Origin of the sequence: Nonomuraea sp. NPDC050733 (assembly GCF_040654215.1) — a bacterium.
In the GTDB taxonomy this organism is placed as follows: Bacteria; Actinomycetota; Actinomycetes; order Streptosporangiales; family Streptosporangiaceae; genus Nonomuraea.
In genome coordinates this window covers 136,016-151,454 of record NZ_JBFAHO010000003.1, presented here as the reverse complement: position 1 = coordinate 151,454, position 15,439 = coordinate 136,016, and the positions used below count along the sequence as shown (strand labels likewise).

At 67.3% G+C, this 15,439-nt stretch carries 21 protein-coding genes; 9 read left to right on the top strand and 12 right to left on the bottom strand.

Features of this window, described 5'->3' with window-relative positions:
* Window positions 1-75: 75 nt before the first annotated feature.
* Window positions 76-303 carry a hypothetical protein gene (locus AB0H64_RS07380; protein WP_357621118.1) on the bottom strand — a complete coding sequence of 76 codons (228 nt, stop codon included), beginning with the start codon at window positions 301-303 and terminating at the stop codon, window positions 76-78.
* A 243-nt stretch (window positions 304-546) separates the two neighbouring features.
* Between AB0H64_RS07380 and AB0H64_RS07375 the strand changes: the two genes are divergently transcribed.
* Window positions 547-1,761 (top strand): cytochrome P450, encoded by a 1,215-nt coding sequence (locus AB0H64_RS07375; RefSeq protein WP_357621116.1) that lies wholly within the window; start codon window positions 547-549, stop codon window positions 1,759-1,761.
* An 18-nt stretch (window positions 1,762-1,779) separates the two neighbouring features.
* Here the strand turns inward: AB0H64_RS07375 and AB0H64_RS07370 are convergent, their stop codons facing one another.
* On the bottom strand, window positions 1,780-2,205 hold the full coding sequence (locus tag AB0H64_RS07370) for a DNA-binding protein (RefSeq protein ID WP_357621114.1): 426 nt from the start codon (window positions 2,203-2,205) through the stop codon (window positions 1,780-1,782).
* 158 nt (window positions 2,206-2,363) lie between these two features.
* Between AB0H64_RS07370 and AB0H64_RS07365 the strand changes: the two genes are divergently transcribed.
* Together AB0H64_RS07365 and AB0H64_RS07360 are read left to right on the top strand one after the other, a co-directional pair.
* Entirely contained in the window at window positions 2,364-3,842 is a 1,479-nt protein-coding gene (locus tag AB0H64_RS07365) for a serine/threonine-protein kinase (protein WP_357621112.1), read from the top strand.
* A complete protein-coding gene (locus tag AB0H64_RS07360; RefSeq protein WP_357621110.1) occupies window positions 3,842-5,329 on the top strand; it encodes a protein kinase in 1,488 nt (495 codons plus the stop codon). Before AB0H64_RS07365 ends, AB0H64_RS07360 begins: the two co-directional genes overlap by 1 nt.
* Before the next feature lie 19 nt (window positions 5,330-5,348).
* Here AB0H64_RS07360 and AB0H64_RS07355 read toward each other — a convergent pair whose 3' ends face one another.
* Entirely contained in the window at window positions 5,349-6,059 is a 711-nt protein-coding gene (locus tag AB0H64_RS07355; RefSeq protein WP_357621108.1) for a hypothetical protein, read from the bottom strand.
* 227 nt (window positions 6,060-6,286) lie between these two features.
* On the opposite strand from AB0H64_RS07355, the gene AB0H64_RS07350 reads away from it, so the two are divergent.
* From AB0H64_RS07350 to AB0H64_RS07340, 3 genes are read left to right on the top strand one after another with little or no spacing between them, the layout of a single operon-like run.
* On the top strand, window positions 6,287-6,811 hold the full coding sequence (locus AB0H64_RS07350) for an SMI1/KNR4 family protein (RefSeq protein WP_357621105.1): 525 nt from the start codon (window positions 6,287-6,289) through the stop codon (window positions 6,809-6,811).
* Between the two features lie 4 nt (window positions 6,812-6,815).
* Window positions 6,816-7,607 (top strand): alpha/beta hydrolase, encoded by a 792-nt coding sequence (locus AB0H64_RS07345; RefSeq protein ID WP_357621103.1) that lies wholly within the window; start codon window positions 6,816-6,818, stop codon window positions 7,605-7,607.
* A complete protein-coding gene (locus AB0H64_RS07340; protein ID WP_357621101.1) occupies window positions 7,604-8,095 on the top strand; it encodes a DUF6188 family protein in 492 nt (163 codons plus the stop codon). Before AB0H64_RS07345 ends, AB0H64_RS07340 begins: the two co-directional genes overlap by 4 nt.
* 196 nt (window positions 8,096-8,291) lie before the next feature.
* On the opposite strand, the gene AB0H64_RS07335 is transcribed toward AB0H64_RS07340, so the two are convergent.
* From AB0H64_RS07335 to AB0H64_RS07320, 4 genes are all read right to left on the bottom strand, one after another.
* A complete protein-coding gene (locus AB0H64_RS07335) occupies window positions 8,292-9,029 on the bottom strand; it encodes a TetR/AcrR family transcriptional regulator (protein ID WP_357621099.1) in 738 nt (245 codons plus the stop codon).
* 35 nt (window positions 9,030-9,064) lie between these two features.
* Window positions 9,065-9,193, bottom strand: coding sequence for a hypothetical protein (locus AB0H64_RS07330; RefSeq protein ID WP_357621097.1), 129 nt, complete (start codon window positions 9,191-9,193; stop codon window positions 9,065-9,067).
* A 49-nt stretch (window positions 9,194-9,242) separates the two neighbouring features.
* Window positions 9,243-9,713 carry a GNAT family N-acetyltransferase gene (locus AB0H64_RS07325; protein ID WP_357621095.1) on the bottom strand — a complete coding sequence of 157 codons (471 nt, stop codon included), beginning with the start codon at window positions 9,711-9,713 and terminating at the stop codon, window positions 9,243-9,245.
* Between the two features lie 171 nt (window positions 9,714-9,884).
* Complete coding sequence (locus tag AB0H64_RS07320; protein WP_357621093.1) at window positions 9,885-10,655, bottom strand: methyltransferase domain-containing protein; 771 nt, start codon at window positions 10,653-10,655, stop codon at window positions 9,885-9,887.
* A gap of 156 nt (window positions 10,656-10,811) precedes the next feature.
* Here AB0H64_RS07320 and AB0H64_RS07315 point away from each other — a divergent pair, with 156 nt between their 5' ends.
* Window positions 10,812-11,180 (top strand): DUF4440 domain-containing protein, encoded by a 369-nt coding sequence (locus AB0H64_RS07315; RefSeq protein ID WP_357621091.1) that lies wholly within the window; start codon window positions 10,812-10,814, stop codon window positions 11,178-11,180.
* A gap of 87 nt (window positions 11,181-11,267) precedes the next feature.
* The gene (locus AB0H64_RS07310; RefSeq protein ID WP_357621089.1) at window positions 11,268-11,873 is read left to right on the top strand and encodes a hypothetical protein; all 606 of its coding nucleotides are present in this window, start codon (window positions 11,268-11,270) and stop codon (window positions 11,871-11,873) included.
* A 65-nt stretch (window positions 11,874-11,938) separates the two neighbouring features.
* Here AB0H64_RS07310 and AB0H64_RS07305 read toward each other — a convergent pair whose 3' ends face one another.
* Entirely contained in the window at window positions 11,939-12,565 is a 627-nt protein-coding gene (locus AB0H64_RS07305; protein WP_357621087.1) for a hypothetical protein, read from the bottom strand.
* A 69-nt stretch (window positions 12,566-12,634) separates the two neighbouring features.
* Here AB0H64_RS07305 and AB0H64_RS07300 point away from each other — a divergent pair, with 69 nt between their 5' ends.
* Complete coding sequence (locus tag AB0H64_RS07300; RefSeq protein WP_357621085.1) at window positions 12,635-12,979, top strand: hypothetical protein; 345 nt, start codon at window positions 12,635-12,637, stop codon at window positions 12,977-12,979.
* Window positions 12,980-13,164: 185 nt separating this feature from the next.
* Here the strand turns inward: AB0H64_RS07300 and AB0H64_RS07295 are convergent, their stop codons facing one another.
* The 4 genes from AB0H64_RS07295 to AB0H64_RS07280 all read right to left on the bottom strand — a co-directional run bounded on the left by AB0H64_RS07295 (window position 13,165) and on the right by AB0H64_RS07280 (window position 15,410).
* On the bottom strand, window positions 13,165-13,533 hold the full coding sequence (locus AB0H64_RS07295) for a DUF5615 family PIN-like protein (RefSeq protein WP_357621083.1): 369 nt from the start codon (window positions 13,531-13,533) through the stop codon (window positions 13,165-13,167).
* Entirely contained in the window at window positions 13,530-13,799 is a 270-nt protein-coding gene (locus AB0H64_RS07290) for a DUF433 domain-containing protein (RefSeq protein WP_357621081.1), read from the bottom strand. The genes AB0H64_RS07295 and AB0H64_RS07290 overlap by 4 nt, the downstream gene beginning before the upstream one ends.
* 297 nt (window positions 13,800-14,096) lie before the next feature.
* Window positions 14,097-14,513 (bottom strand): HIT family protein, encoded by a 417-nt coding sequence (locus AB0H64_RS07285; RefSeq protein ID WP_357621079.1) that lies wholly within the window; start codon window positions 14,511-14,513, stop codon window positions 14,097-14,099.
* 246 nt (window positions 14,514-14,759) lie between these two features.
* Window positions 14,760-15,410 (bottom strand): histidine phosphatase family protein, encoded by a 651-nt coding sequence (locus AB0H64_RS07280; RefSeq protein WP_357621077.1) that lies wholly within the window; start codon window positions 15,408-15,410, stop codon window positions 14,760-14,762.
* Between the last annotated feature and the right edge of the window lie 29 nt (window positions 15,411-15,439).

Here is a 15,439-nt window from a genome sequence, read left to right as displayed (position 1 = left end):
GGACTGGCCGATCCGCCAGATCGACCGCCGACGTGGACGCTCTCGCGTTGACGTGCCTTCCCGCAGTGCGCGGGTTCAGAGCTTGTACAGCTTGTTGAACGGTGCCGTTATCCGCTCCTGCCGGGAGCCGAAATCGACGAACACGGCGACCTCGTCTTCCACGCTGACGACGACGCCAAGACCGTAGCGATCATGCGTCACCTGGTCGTTGACGCTGAACCGCTCGACAGGCGGGGCAGGGGGCGGGGGTTTGAAGGGACTTGTGGGCATGTGGCGACGGGACGCGCCGCTAGCTGGCTTCATCCCCTCCAGTATGTGCCGCCTGCGAGGACACTCGCCACCGAAGATGGACAAGCTCTGCCAAAAGATCAAGCTCGGCGCGAAAAACCGGCCCTCGACCTGGGCCTCCGCGAGCAGGTAGGTGATGGGAATCGCATTCCGGTCACCGGCCGGGCGCTGCCGGGCCGTCCGTTGACGCGGGGCACAGCATTTCGTATGTTCCGCGTGGGCCGTCTCCCCGGGGCGCCCGGACCGGAAGGGGTTGTGATGACCACCGAACGGAATCCGGACGGGACCTGGCCCGACATCGTCCCCGGACCACTCGCCACGCCGCCGCCGGAGTTCGCTCACCGGCGCGAGTCGGGGCCGCTGGCGCCGGCGGCCATGCCCAGCGGCGACCGCGTCCCGCTGGCGGTCCGGTACGAGGACGTCCGCGCCCTGCTGGCCTCGCCCACCTCCAGCCGCAACCTGCGGCTGCCGGGGTTGCCGCGGTTCGTGAGCGGCATGGGCATCGACGACGACCCCGACGCGCTGGTGAACCAGGACCCGCCGGAGCACACCCGCTACCGCCGGATCATGCACGGCACGTTCACCCCGCGCCAGATCGAGCCGTGGCGCCCTCGTATCGCGCGAATCGCCCAGGACCTCCTCGACGGCCTGGGCGACGACTTCGACCTGGTCCAGGGGTACGCGCTGCGGTTACCCGGCCACGTCATCTGCGAGATGCTGGGCGTGCCGATGGACCACTACGAGCAGTTCGTCCGGTGGACGGACATGTTCCTGACCACGTCCACGGCCACCGAGCAGGCCCGTTACGAGGGCTACACCGACTTCATGGCCTATGCCGCGGAGCTGGTCGCCCAGCATCGCGCCGAGCCCGGCGAAGACCTCATCGACCTGCTCATCCAGGCCAGGGACGAGGACGACCGGCTGTCGGAGGGGGAGCTGGTCAACACCGTCTTCTCCCTCATCACGGCCGGCCACGAGACGACCGCCTCGATGATCACCCGCGGTGTCTTCCGCCTGCTCCTGCACCCCGGCCAGTGGGCCGAGCTGGTGGCGGACCCGACCCTGACGGCTGCCGCGGTCGAGGAGATCCTGCGCTTCGACGGGCCGCCCGCCAGCGCCTTCATGCGCCGCGTCACGAAGGACACCGACCTCCCCAGCGGCTCGCTGAGCGCCGGAACGGTCGTCATGCCGAACCTGAACGCGGCCAACCACGACCCGCGGGCGTTTCCCGAGCCCGGCCGGTTCGACATCCACCGCTTCACCGAGCATCCCCCCAACCCGCATGTGGCCTTCGGTTACGGCCCGCACCGCTGCCTGGCCGCCAGCCTCGCCAGGGTCGAACTCACCGAGGCGATCAAAGCTCTGGTGACCCGACGCCCCGGCCTCCGTCTGACCGGCACGCCCGAGTCGGTGACCTGGACGGACGGCCTGGTGTACCGGCCGGTCGCCATGCACGTCACCACGGGTGGCTGACGCTCGTACCCGGACGACCTACTGCGCCTGGCTCTCCTCCACGCGGCCGGCCAGCCGCTCGTAGCGCTGCCGGGCGGCCTGCGGGGTGCCGAGCCCCAACCCGAACGCGATCTCCTGCCAGGTGAGGCCACGGCCCCGTGCCATGAGCAGCAGCGAGGTCTCCAGCTGGTCCAGCTCGGCCCGTACGAGCGGCACGAGGGTGAGGGCGGCGGTGATGTCGGCCTGGTCGACCTCCGGCTCGCCGTCGTCGTGCTGCGCGGTTCCCGCGGCGAGGAACGACACCAGCCTGACGGCCTCATGCGCGCCGACGACCTGCGGATGGATCTGACGATCGCGTTGGTCTCGCGTCGCCGCGTGCCGCTCGGCGATGCGGGCGAGGGCGGCGTACACGCGATGAGCCCGCGCCTGGCCGGGGTCCGGCGGAACGAAGGGATCTTCTGACATGCCACCAGAGTGCGCCATGAACTATTTGTTGTCAACGATCTGTTCAAATGCTGGAGCCGGACCCTGCCGGCTGTTCGTTGGTTCACGCGACTGGCTCACTCGGTCTGACATTTCCCGCTATGGTGCCGAAGATCCCATACGCGCGTCACAGGAGTCCCATGTCGCACGTCGAGCCTCTCCGGGAAGGCGACCCCGCTGCCGTGGGGCCCTACCGGCTGTTCGGCCGGCTGGGCGAGGGCGGCCAGGGGGTCGTCTATCTGAGCCGGGGGCCCGACGGCAGACCGGTCGCGGTCAAAGTGCTGCGCGAGGGTCTTGCCGACGAGCGCTTCGCCAAGGAGATCGACGCGGCGCGCCGGGTGGAGCCGTTCTGCATCGCCCAGGTGCTCGACGCCTCGCTGAGCAGCGGCCGGCCGTACATCGTGACCGAGTACGTCGAGGGGCCCTCGCTCCAGCAGGCGGGCCGCCACGTCGGCGCCGACCTGCAGCGGCTCGCGGTGGCGACCGCCACCGCGCTGGCGGCCATCCACCAGGCGGGCATCGTCCACCGTGACTTCAAGCCCGCCAACGTGCTGCTCGGGCAGGGCGGGCCCCGGGTGATCGACTTCGGGATCGCCCGGTCGGTCGAATCGGGGCTCACGGCTACCAGCAGCATCGTGGGAACACCCGCGTACATGGCGCCGGAGCAGCTGGCCGGAGAGCGGATCGGCCCCGCGGTGGACGTCTTCGCGTGGGCGTCGGTGATCGTGTTCGCCGCCACCGGGACACCTCCGTTCGGCGAGGACTCCCTGCCCGCGGTGATCAATCGGATCCTGCACAACGAGCCGCAGCTCGGCGACCTGCCACAGCCGTTGCGCGCGATCGTGCTGGAATGCCTGGCCAAGGATCCGGCGCGCCGGCCCGCCATGCGGGACGTGCTGCTGCGGCTCCTGGGCGGACCGGCCCCCGGTCATCCGGACGGTGGCCGCGGCCCGTCCACGGCTCCCGGGCGGCGACGGCGGGGGAGCAGGACGGCGCTGGTCGCCGGTGTCTCCGGGGTGGGGGCGCTGGCGGTCGCGGGCGCCCTCGTCTGGGGGGCCACGAGCGTCTGGGATCTCCGGGAACCGCGAACGAGTACGCAGGAACTGGCGTTCCACTCCGCCGGGACACCGACCCCGACGAGAACGCGCCACCGTTCGAAGAGGACCAGAAGCCCGTCCACCCCGAAACCGTCGACCACCCCGAAACCGGCAATCACGACGAAGCCGACCACGACGCAGACCGCGAAGCCGACGCGGTCCGCTTCCCAGCCGTCGACCTCACCCACGAGGACCTCGTCGGGCAGCGGTGCTTTTCGAGTCGTGTGGGTGCGGGCCCTCGGCGCCAGGAAGGCCAACACCGAGGACTGCCAGGTAGGCAGCATCCTCACCTCCGCCCTCGTTGAGGGGACCAAGCTGTCGACCACGTTCCGTTACGAATGGATCCTGGACGGACGGGTGAAGGCGCGGTCTGAGTCCGTCATCGCCGAGTCCCACACTCAGCAGGTCCCCGGCCCGCTCGTGACCTCGGCCGGCCCGCACCGGATCACCTTCCGCGTCACCTCGCCGGGAACGGCGTCGAGGGAGCTCACGTTCACCGCCTGCCCGCCCGGGACCGAGTGATGAATCCGCTCCTGCCCGAAGACCCTCCGGCCGTGGGCCCCTACCGGCTGCTCGGGCGTCTGGGCGCGGGCGGGCAGGGGGTCGTCTACCTGGGTCAGGGCTCCGACGGGCGGCCGGTCGCGGTCAAGGTGCTGCAGGACGGCCTGGCCGGTGACCACCGCTTCGCCAAGGAGATCGACGCGGCGCGCCGGGTGGAGCCGTTCTGCATCGCCCAGGTGCTCGACGCCTCACTGGGCGGCCGGCCGTACATCGTGACCGAGTACGTCGAGGGGCCCTCGCTCCAGCAGGCGGGCCGCCACGTCGGCGCCGACCTGCAACGGCTCGCCGTGGCGACCGCGACCGCACTGGCGGCGATCCACCGGGCAGGGGTGGTGCATCGCGACTTCAAGCCCGCCAACGTGCTGCTCGGCAGGGACGGTCCGCGGGTCATCGACTTCGGCATCGCCCGCGCGTCCGGCCATTCGCTGACGGTGACGAGCAGCATCGTCGGCACGCCCGCCTACATGGCGCCCGAACAGCTCGCGGGCGCGCCGCTCGGTCCCGCGGTGGACGTCTTCGCGTGGGCGTCGGTGATCGTGTTCGCCGCGACGGGAAGTCCGCCGTTCGGCAACGACTCGCTGCCCGCGGTGATCCGCCGCATCCTCCACGGCGAGCCGTACCTCGGCGACCTGCCGGGCCCGTTACGCCCGATCGTGCTGTCCTGCCTGGCCAAGGACCCCGCCGCCCGGCCCGCCATGCAGGACGTCCTCCTTCGGCTCATCGGCGCCCAGCCCGCCGCCGGCCCGGCCGGGGACCCGACGGACCGCCGGGACGGTACGGCGGGTCCCACCGTGAGCCGCTCACGCCGCAAGGCGCTGCTGGCGGCCGCCGGGGCACTGGCGGTGTCCGCTGCTCTGGTGGGCGGGGCGATCATGTGGACGCCTACGCCCGCGGAGACGGACGCGTCCTCCCCGCCGGCCACGAGTACAGCCGCCACCACGAAACACCGCAAGCCGGCCACTACCACGGCCCCCAGCCCGCCGGCCAAGAAGCCAGGCACCGGCCAGACACCCAGTGCGCCGGCCAAGAAGCCGCAGCCCACCAGAACCGGCGACTCCAACCCCACCGCCTCCCACCGGCAGCCGACGCCCAGAGCCACCTCCTCTCCCTCCAGAACCGCGACCACGGCCGCCGCCGCGGGGACCGTACGTCTGGTGTCACTGAGGCTGGAGGGACTGAAGACCGACAAGGGCTGCTGGTCGTCCAGCCTCTTCCCCACCGCCTTGATCAAGGGGCCGTCGGGCAGGCAGGTGGAGTTCGGCTACCGCTGGGTCGTGGACGGCCAGGACGAGGGATGGAGGACGGACTGGGTGACCGGTACGGTCAAGAACCAGCGCAACCCCTTCGGCGCCTTCGAGCCGGGCCACCACACGATCGCCTTCCACCTGCTGACCCCCTCGAAGGCCGCCAAGAGCGTGTCGTTCACGGTGTGCGAGCCGTACTCGTAGACACGTCGTTCCTGCCCCCTCACCAGCTCAGTACCTTCGAGCGGCCGGTCGGGGTCGGCAGCCGATCACGCAGCATCCGAACCCCCAGCGGGACAAGGGCGACGCAGAGCAGGCCGGTGACCAGCACATCGGGGATCGAAGCGCCCTTGAGCACGCCCATCCACGTGCCGCCTGCCAGGAGCAGCATCAGGGCACGGGCGGTGCCGAAGAGGCCGGTGCGCCAAGCGGCGATGGCCAGCAGGAGCGAGCCCGCGTACTGGCCGACCGAGGCCCAGACCGGTACGCGCCACGGTCCGTAGGAGATGTCCACGTACTCCTTCATGATCGCGTTCGTTGCCTGGTCCAGCCCGATGACCTCGGTGAGCTGAAAGGCGGTCTGGTCGGCGCCGGCGAAGTACAGGCGCGCGAAGAGCCCGGCGACGAGCAGCGTGGCGCCCCAGAAGGCGAGGCCGCCACCCACGCGCTGGGCCACGGTGACGAAGGCGGGGAAGAGCAGAACCGCCCCCAGGGCGAAAACCGCGTAGGAGAGGGTGACCAGACCGGGTGCCGAGGTGTAGGCGAGGAGCTGGCCGTAGGCGGCGAACGGCTGCGTCTCGGCCCACGCCTGCTGTTGCGGGGTGAGGGCGGTGACGGAGCTCAGGTAACGCAGCAGGAATCCGGCGCACAGGACGACGGGCCCCAAGACGAGCGTTCCGCCGCCGATCCACCGTCCGGGAAAGCAGGTGTTCATGGCAGCGAGCTTCTCTGGGGGAGCGGCTCGGATCATCTGCCGATCGTCTATCAGCACCCCTGTCGAAGGTCAGGTCGGCACGTAGCCGCCCATGGCCGGGCACAGGACTTTGGATCAAGCCTACCGACGCCGGCTGGGTCGTCGCGGGGCCCGCTGACGGACGCTCACCTGCTGACAATCAAGGTCCCGACCAGCCCGAGCACCCCGCCCCGTCCCATGTCTGTCCCGTGACCTGCAACTTCAGGCTGGAAAGGCTGACTGTGTGGTTCGTCTACGATGATCTCTATTTGCCGCAGACGGTGAGAGGCCCCGCCATGTGGAACGATTTGATCGGCCGGTTGTACGACGATGCGCAGTTCGCCGCGTCCGCCTCCGAGGAGGAGATCGACCAGATCGAGCGGCGTCTGGGGCAGAGAGTTCCGACCCAATTGCGAGAACTGCTGCGGGAATCCAACGGGATCCAGGACCAGTATGGATCCGGGCTGGTGTGGTCCGTCCAGCAGATCATCGAGCGGAACGAGGAGTTTCGGCGGCGAGCCGATTTCGCGGAGCTCTATATGTCCTTCGAGCAACTCATGTTCGTGGGGGACAACGGCGGCGGCGACCAGTTCGCTCATGTCCGGGTCCCGGCGGCGCCTGACGATGTGTTCGTATGGGATCACGAGACTGATGACCGTAAGTGGGTCGCGGGGTCGCTGCAGGACTACCTGGAGCGGCGTGCGGCCTCGGTCGGGGACGACTGGTACAGGTGACGGTGTGGAAGCGATCCGGAGATTCGTGATCGATGACGTGTCGATCGTGGCAGAGGATCACGGTGGGCACGGCAAGGACATTCTGCTCCTGCATGGCGGCGGACGGACACGCAGGGACTGGGATGCCCTCGCGGGGCTTCTCATGAGCAACGGGTTCCGGCCGGTGTCCATGGATCTCCGTGGCCACGGAGAATCCGGTGAGGCGCCATGGTCGTGGAAAGAGGTGCTGGCGGACGTCGCCACCGTCGCCAAGGAGTATGAACTCCACCGGCCCATGGTTGTCGGGCATTCACTCGGGGGAATGGTCGCCGCTCTGTGGGCCGGTGAGCATCCGGAGTGCCCGCTCGCGGTCAACCTCGACGGCCATGGCAACGCGACGCGGCCTGACCAGTTCTTCGGTCTGGACGATGACTCGGCGGCACACGCCTGTCAGGAGATGACGTCGTTCCTCGCGGAGATGGGTCGAGGGCTTCCTGAGTCTTTCCTGCAGGTCATGCGGGAGATAGACGCCCTTGATCTGTTCGCCGCCTATCGGGCCACGCGCTGTCCGCTCCTGGTCGTCAGCGGCGACGCGACGGCGTTCGCCGGAATGTTCCCCGAACATCTCGTCCCTGCCTGGAACGCCTATTGCGTCTGGACGCAGCGAGAGCTCGACGCGGTCGTGCGAGAGTCACCATGGGTACGGGAAACGTCCCTGCCGACGGGGCATGATCCGCATCTAGAAGATCCCGAAGCTGTGCTGCGCCTGTTGATCGAATATTCGAGTGAGCAGGGCCAGGAGAAGCGGAGCGGGTGACGGGAACAGCCCGCGGCATCAGCTCGGAAGGCTTTCGCGATCAGACGCCCTGGCCTTGGGAGCAGGTTTATCGCATGGTTGAAGCAACCGAACTGGTCGAGTTGGAAGATCGTTGGCTGCTGCCGTACCGCGGCATGCGGGTGACCCAAGTCCAGGTGAGCCATCAGTTGACGTTGCTCTTGGACGGCGAGGCACAGGTGGACCTGGAGACTGAGGCGGTGCTCAGCGAGGACTCGCCACGCGCCTCCGATGCGGTGACGTCGCGTCTTGTGCCCGAACGGCAGGAGGTGGCACCGGCTCTGGCTCTCTTCGGCGCGACGGTCCTCTCAGCGGTCGCCTTCAAGTCGGGGGCGCTGCAACTGGTGTTCGACAGCGGGATGCATCTGGATGTGCAGCCCGACCCCCGATACGAGGCGTGGAGCGTACACGGCCCGGCAAGCGTGCACCTCGTTTGTCAGCCAGGGGGCGGTGTCGCGATGTGGCGGTGACAGGAGCGGGCCGGCGCAGTGGGCAGACCTCGTTCCACCCTCTGCCGATCGCCTGATCGGGCCTGGGCTGCTTGCAAGGATGGCAGAATTTGTGGCCGCGTTCCGCTGTATCGAACTCGCGGACGGACCGCCCGCCCACCGAGGCCGACCCCGGGCCGCCGATGGTCATCCAGGTCGGTGAGGAACGGCCGTGAGGTCAGTGGTGGCCTGGACCGGCTGACTGTTGGAGCGTCTGGCTGCGGTCGATGAGGTCCAGTACGGCGTCCCTGGTCTCACGGAACACGGCGACGGTCTGGTCGGCGGCCGCCGTGATGGCCGGCTCGCCGGGTGCGGCGGGAGGTTCGAGCAGTTGGGCCACGGTGTCGGCGAGGACCTCGTAAGGGTCGTCGACGCCGAGCGGGGCGGTGGCCGGATCGGTCGTGGCGGTGCCGAACCCGGTGAGCACGGCGTGCAGGGCGTAGGCCTGGCTGGGCAGGGGGCGGTCGTGGCGGATCAGACCGTGTCGGTGCAGGATCGGCACGACCGCGTTGCACAGGGCGCTGGGCCTGGTCCGGGCGAACAGCTCGCGGTCGCCGGCATGCTGGGTGAGCAGCCGCACCAGTTCGGCATCGCTGCGCAGGCGGTGCGCCAGCGGGAGCTGTGATCCTGTGCGGATCAGCAGCGGGGCGAGGCGGCGCGGCAGCACGTCGGCGGGGTCGGCGGTGATGCTGCCGATGACCTCGTCCAGGAAGGCCAGCAGGTCGCGGGCGAACAGCCCGAGGATGAGATCTTCCTTGGTGGGCCAGTACAGGTAGACGGTGCCCTTGCCGACACCGGCCGTACGGGTGATCTCGGTGACGGTGACCTTGCGGACGCCGTGGTCGAGCACCAGCCGGCGCGTGCTGTCCAGGATGCGGGCGGCTTTGCGCGAGTGGTGTTCGACCAGCTGGCTCACCGAAGCTGTTCCTCTTCGTTCACGCTCGAGTCGGGTCACACGGCGGCGACGTCGAGCTCCTCGTTGCTCATGTCCGGGCCATTCATTATCTTGCCCATGGCCTGCCCGGTGACCGGCGCGCGCAGCATGGTGCCCGGCGGCTCGGCCAGGGTCAGCCTTGCCATGGGGTCGGTGCCCCTGAACGGAGCGGCTGGAAGGGAACCGGGCCGTGGCCTACTGGTTCGCGCCAGAGGATCGCCAGGCCGAGACCGGGGGGCGCACCATGAACACGTCCACCTCGTCCTCGGCCTCCACCGTGAACCCGTGCCGCTCGTACAGCCGGCGGGCCGGGCTGCCCTGCAGCACGTTCAGCCGGACCACGGCGTCTTCGCGGTCGCACCCTTCCAGCAGCCTGCTCAGCACGGCAGAACCGAAGCCCCTGCCCTGCCGATCAGGGTTGAGGTAGAAGTGCTCCAGCCAGTAGGCGTCCTTCGCCGGCCGCAGCGCCACGCAACCGGTGAAGGCGCCACCCACCTCGATCATCCAGGTGTGCACCGGCGTGAACGCGTCCCGCAGGCGCTGCCGCACGCGGTGCTCGTCGTACCGCCCGAGCCGCACGAGATCCGGCCTCATCACCACGGCCCGCAACTCGGCCACCGCCTCGACGTCCGCCATCGAAGCCAGCCGAAGCTCCCAATCCGCCATGATGGGGATGTTATCGCCCAAGATTCTGCCGACCCGGGGCCGGCTACGAGGCACCGAGTAGCTGATCCGTCTCGATGGCGGGCTGGAAGATCAGGCTGCCACCTCGTCCGCCGCCCGATCTATGAGCAGTGCGGCTCCGGAGGCGTGATCACCGTGCTGCCCGGATATCCGTCAGAGCGGACCTCGCGATCGGGTGCGGGGAAGTTCGGCTTCGATGAAAAAGCGGTGGTCATGCACGGTGAAAGCGCCCTCGGACCGGATGCGTTCATGGAGCGCGCGTAGCGGTTTCTCATAGCGATCGTGATCGAAGCCGGGAACCTGCCACGGGACGGCGCGTAGTTGGAAGACTATGGCGCCGATGTCGTGAAAGGTGTGGTCGACCATCTCCTCGCGAGCGTCCAGCACGAGCATCCCGCAATTGTGGAGTTGCTCGACCGCGATGGCCAAGGTCCAGCTTTCCGGATCGGCGGAGGGCGGTGCGCCCAGAGCGAGGTTCAGCTCCAGACCATTGCGGCTGCCCACTTGCTGGGTGAGGAGACGGCCACCTGCGGCAAGAACTCGCGCCACCTCGACTGCGTCAAGCCCACCGTGCCTGTTGAGCACGAGGTCGAACGTGGCTTCACGTGCAGGGATGCGATCTGCCGTACCACCCAGCAGAGTAACGTTCATCGGTCCGAGCCGCTTGGCGGCGATGGGCAGGTTGGGCTGCCAGCCCTCCATGGCCACGGTGTGGTGGGGCAGCGGTGCCAGAGAAGCCAGCACCTCTCCTCCGCCGGTGTCCATGTCGAGGACTCGCCGCGCGGTCGAGAGCAGCACCGAGGCTCGCTCGGTGTAGGCCCAGGATGGTTTCCCGCCGGTCGTTCTGCCGCGCAGCCAGCTGAAGTCCCATCCACGAATAGACGCTCGAACGGCTTGGTCCACGAGATCGCTGTAGCCGGGCACGCGGTCACGTTAATCAGGAAGGTGGCCGGCGGCCACCGGATTACTGGTCCGGCAGCCCGTATGCCATGACCAGGCTTCCTGTCCCGGCCCTGCCCCCCCGCGACCATCCTGTGGTCGAGCAGCCCCGCCGGAGGAATGTCTTGTAGGTTGATCGCCATGGTTGGCGAGGATGATTCGATTAAGGCTGCTGTCGCCGGAGAAATTCGACTTCTCGACCATGAGGTCCGCTCGTCGGCGATTCTCATGGGTGAGTTGATGGATCCCGAGTTCTTTGAGATCGGCGCCTCGGGGCGTCTGTGGGACCGTGATTCGATCATTGCGGCCCTTTCCCAGGACACAGAACGATCGATGGCTCCGATCCAGGTGAGCGAGATGGCAGGGACTCTGCTCGCCCCCGATTTGGTCCACCTGACCTATGTGTCGAACTACGACGGTCGCCGTGCGCGCCGTAGTTCGTTGTGGCGCCACTCGACGGAGAAGGGGTGGCAGGTGTACTTCCACCAGGGGACGTTGAGCACGTACTAGATGGGGTGGGACGTCTGGCCCAGGTCGCCCGCAGGCGCGAGTCCACCGGATCCCGGGACTGACACGCGCACGTGCATGATTGCTACGTTGATCTACATGGGCGACGGGACGAGATCACTGAACCTGACGGATATAACGACGGCATTGGACAAGGCGCTCGTCGCACTCGGAGCTACGGGCACCGACATGGCGTATCGCGTGTGTGGCACAAGCGCAGCGCTTCTGCAAGGCGTCCCACTCCCTGTCGGGGACATCGACATCCTGCTCGCCGGCCGGGATGACGTGGACACGTTCGCTGCAGCACTCTCGTCGTTTCCCTGCCGGTACGCCGCCTCATGGCTGCCTGAATCTTCGCAATACTTCACCAGGTTCGAGGTGAATGGGGTCGACGTCGAGCTGAGCACAGTGGAGCGACAAGTCGATTCGGACGCCATGGAATGCGTGGGCAGCGGGCCATGGCAGCATTACGTCCCGATCGCCTGCGGCTCTCACCATGTGCCGGTGGTTCGGCTGGAACTCCGGTTGGTCACGGAGCTCCTGCGAGACCGGGCTGATCGATATGACCCTCTCCTCGACCACATGGGTACGCACGGGTTCGATGCTGATCTGTTGCACCGGGCCATGAACGCCCACCGCATTCCTGCTCACCGCCGGAGGCTGGTTCAAGACCGCCTCGCGCGGTCCCCTGCCTGACGCTTCCATGGAGGAGCCGCCCGAGATCTACTCAGCTCAATATCGGGGAGCGACGCCATTTTCGGTCAGTGGGCGCGCCGGTCGTCCACCTCGACCGACAACATCCCCCACTGGGCGCGAAAATTGGCCAGCTCGCCGGCCAATTCCTCGCTCGGCCTGCCCAGGTGGTCGTGGGGGAGGAAGTGGACGACTGTCCCGGTCGTGTCGTCATCGCTGATCGGTGTCAGACCCGTGACGGGGATGCCGTGTTCGTAGCGCTGGGTCCAGGCTCCGCCTCGGCGACGGTTGGTGTGGACCAGCCAAACGCTGAACGCCGCGACGACGGACATGCCGCGGCGCGGATGGCCATCGGGCAGCAACTGGGCGTCGGGATTGTCGAAGAACCGCAGGTCTTTCGAAGCCATGACGGGCTTCTTCACGACTTGTCCGTGATCGTCGATGCGGGTGTCGGTACCTCGTCCGTCATCCGCCACGGACACCGAGCCGTCGGGATGGAGGGTGATGGTGCAATGCCCCCCGTTGTTGCTCTCTGCTTCGTCAGCCGCATAGGCAAGGACCTCAAAGATCAGATGCCGGACGCCACCTGGAGCGAACACGGCTGCGTTCTGCCGGATGTATGAGAGGTGCTCAACGTCCACGCCGCTCGACCAGTCGTGCGTCGTGTTGCGCCAGGAGGCCCTTGGTGTGTTCACCGGGGAAGACTACGCCCGCCGGACGGGTCACAGCTCCCGGTCGTATGCATGCGTCGTAGGCTCCGGCGCATGCACAGCAACCTGGCGGAGCACGCCCGGTGTCTGTACGGGGACGAGTACCGACCGACACCGGAGTGCAGCCTTGAGCACCAGGAGCGCTACTTCGTCGAGGAGTTGACCTTCGCTGACGCGGATTCGATCCTCACCATGTTGCGTGAGCTCTGCCCCCAGGTGGTCGACGGCCACCTGCCGGTCTGGGTCCGGAACCTGGCCTATCGGCTTGTGCTCCTGCAGCGGCCGAACGAGCCGGCGCTGATGCGACAGGCCGCCGAGAATCTGTGGCTGCACGGCCCGGACTGGGACCACATCGCAGCAGACCTGACGAAGCAGGCAAACGCTCTGGAAGCGGGCTGATCCCGGGTCGAGCGAGAGGTGGATCGAAGCCACGGTGACGGTGCGGTGGCTGATCACCAGTCCCGCGATCCCGCCGCGATGTCCCGCCGACGCGGGGCCGCGAACGCGGAACCGACATGAATCAGTGGCCCGGCGCGGCGCGGGCACGACCGGCCATTAGATCTAGGGCACGGTTGGGGAGGGCCTCAGCGCAGAGGGAGCGCCCGGACGCGGATGCCTCCCGGGGTGAAGGCCGCGATCGCGCCTGTCTGAAGGTGCTGTTCGAGAACCTCGAGATTAGCCAAGATGACGTTGACCAACTCGGGTGGACGAAGCTCCACCAGCTCCCGCACGAGGATCACGGAGGGTTCGGTAGCGCGGGCGTGGGCCAGGAGCGCGCCGAAGTCGGTGTCGGCGGAGATGATGGTCCGACTGTCTGCGACGGCAAGTTCCATGATCGTGGTTTCGGGTGCGCTCGTTGCCTGGAGATCGCGTACGTGGACCGCGTCGTGCCCTGCTTTGGTCAACAGCTCGGCGACGCGGGGTGAGAGGTTCTCATCGACCAGGAAGTTCACGCCGGCTCTCGGAGACGGTAGAAGTGGACATTCGTTGACGCTGCGGCGTACTCAAGCGCTTGCCTGATGTCCTCGCGCTCCAAGTCCGGGTAGTCCGAGAGGATCTCGTCGAAGGTCCATCCGCCGGCGACGAGCCGTACCACCGTCTCCACCGTGATGCGAAGACCACGGATGGTGGGCTTGCCTTCGAGCTTGTCGAGCTCGAAGGTGATCCGATCGAAGTTCATGGTGTTTCCCTCTCCTCCTGATGCTGCCAGGTTGGTCACGAGGGAGCGACCAAGATACGCCGTAGGGAAGCAGTGGGTCGAAATCCGCGACGTCTCTGTGACGAGGACATCACATGCGCAGTGGGTGACGGGAATCGAACTCGCGCTGTCAGCTCTTCCAAGATCACAGCATCTGATCAGGGGAAACGCTGGCCTGGGCCGATGCGGGTCCTGTGGCCGTGAGTGTTCGCGACTCCCCGTTGATCGCCGCCCGAACGGGCACGCAACGGGCACGGGGCCTACGTATGGCGCTGCGTTGCGGGCGGCGGCCATGTGAGGAGGTGGGTCGTGCGGTGCTCAAGTCTGACTGCGAATCTCCTCTGCCAAGCCCGCAAGAGACTCGACCGGCAATTCGGTCTCTGTCCAAGGCGGGGTGAGGTCGGTGAGCGTGTAGCGGGGAACCACGTGGATGTGGAAATGGAAGACGCTCTGCCACGCGGTTTCGCCGCTCGCGTGCCAGAGGTTGATGCCAGGCACACGAAGAGCTTGAGTCAGTTGGCGAGAGACATGAGCGGCGGTTCGCATGACCTGTGCCGCTTCATCGGGTGAGATCTCTGAAAGGTCCGCGTGATGCTTTCTCGGCACGACCAAGCTATGACCTTTGGTGACCTGGGCGATGTTGAGGAACGCAATGGCGTGATCGTCTTCATGGATTGTCTGTGAGGGCTCGTCTCCTGCGATGATTCTGCAGAAGACACAGGCGTTCGCGGTCATATCGGATGTCCTCGTCGTCGCGGCAAATAGCGATCATGAAGTTTCGTCGCCTTTTTTGTGCTGAGGCAAGTCGGTGTCCGGCCGACACTCACGCGACGCGTATACCCGGCCGTCTGCTAATCCCGTCTGCCGTTGACCCGCCCGAAGCGGAAGTGGCCCTGGTCTGCTCGGCTTGTTCCGGGTCGATGGCGGGCCGGATGGCCAGGTTTCCACCTCAACCACCTACAGCCCGCCCCGGCACGGCGATCATTCCGGAGCTGGAGTGCCCCCGCCGGAGGCTGGGGTTTCGTTGAATCGAATGAGTGTCCATCTGGGAGGCGGCCACTGCGTCGGGTCCTGGTCGGTGACCCATTCTGTTATCGAGGCAGCAAACACCTTGAGGTCGAAGGACCGGTAGACCGGGAGCAGCCCGAGGGCGTTGAACGAGATCTCGACCGTCTCCGCGTGGCCGACGATGATGACGGATTCGCCGCGGTGGCGGTGGGCGAGGCCGATGATGGTGCGGCTGGTACGCGTCACCATCTCGGCCCAGGTCTCGTTGCCTTTCTGCCAGGGGCGGTAGATGCCGCCGCCTTCGATGTCGAGGCGCCGGAATTCCGCGTGGGTGAGTCCGTCTGCCTCTGGCGGCGTGTGCCATGTGCAGAGCCCGCAGTCTTGTGATGCGGGTAGGCCGCTGGCCATGGAAATCGCAGCGGCTGTTTGTACGGCTCGTGGCAGGGGTGAGGAGTAGATCGTCGTCTTGTCACTGCCGATTTCAGCGGTGATCTGCCGGCCGAGTCGTGCGGCTTGTTGGCGTCCGGTATCGGTGAGGCCGCGGCATCCTTTAGGGCCGCCTATCACGCCTTCTCTTTTGTGGAGGGAGTCCCCGTGACGCACGAAGAGCAGCCGAGTTCGCATGTGGTGGATCATGTCAGAGGGTAATGGGG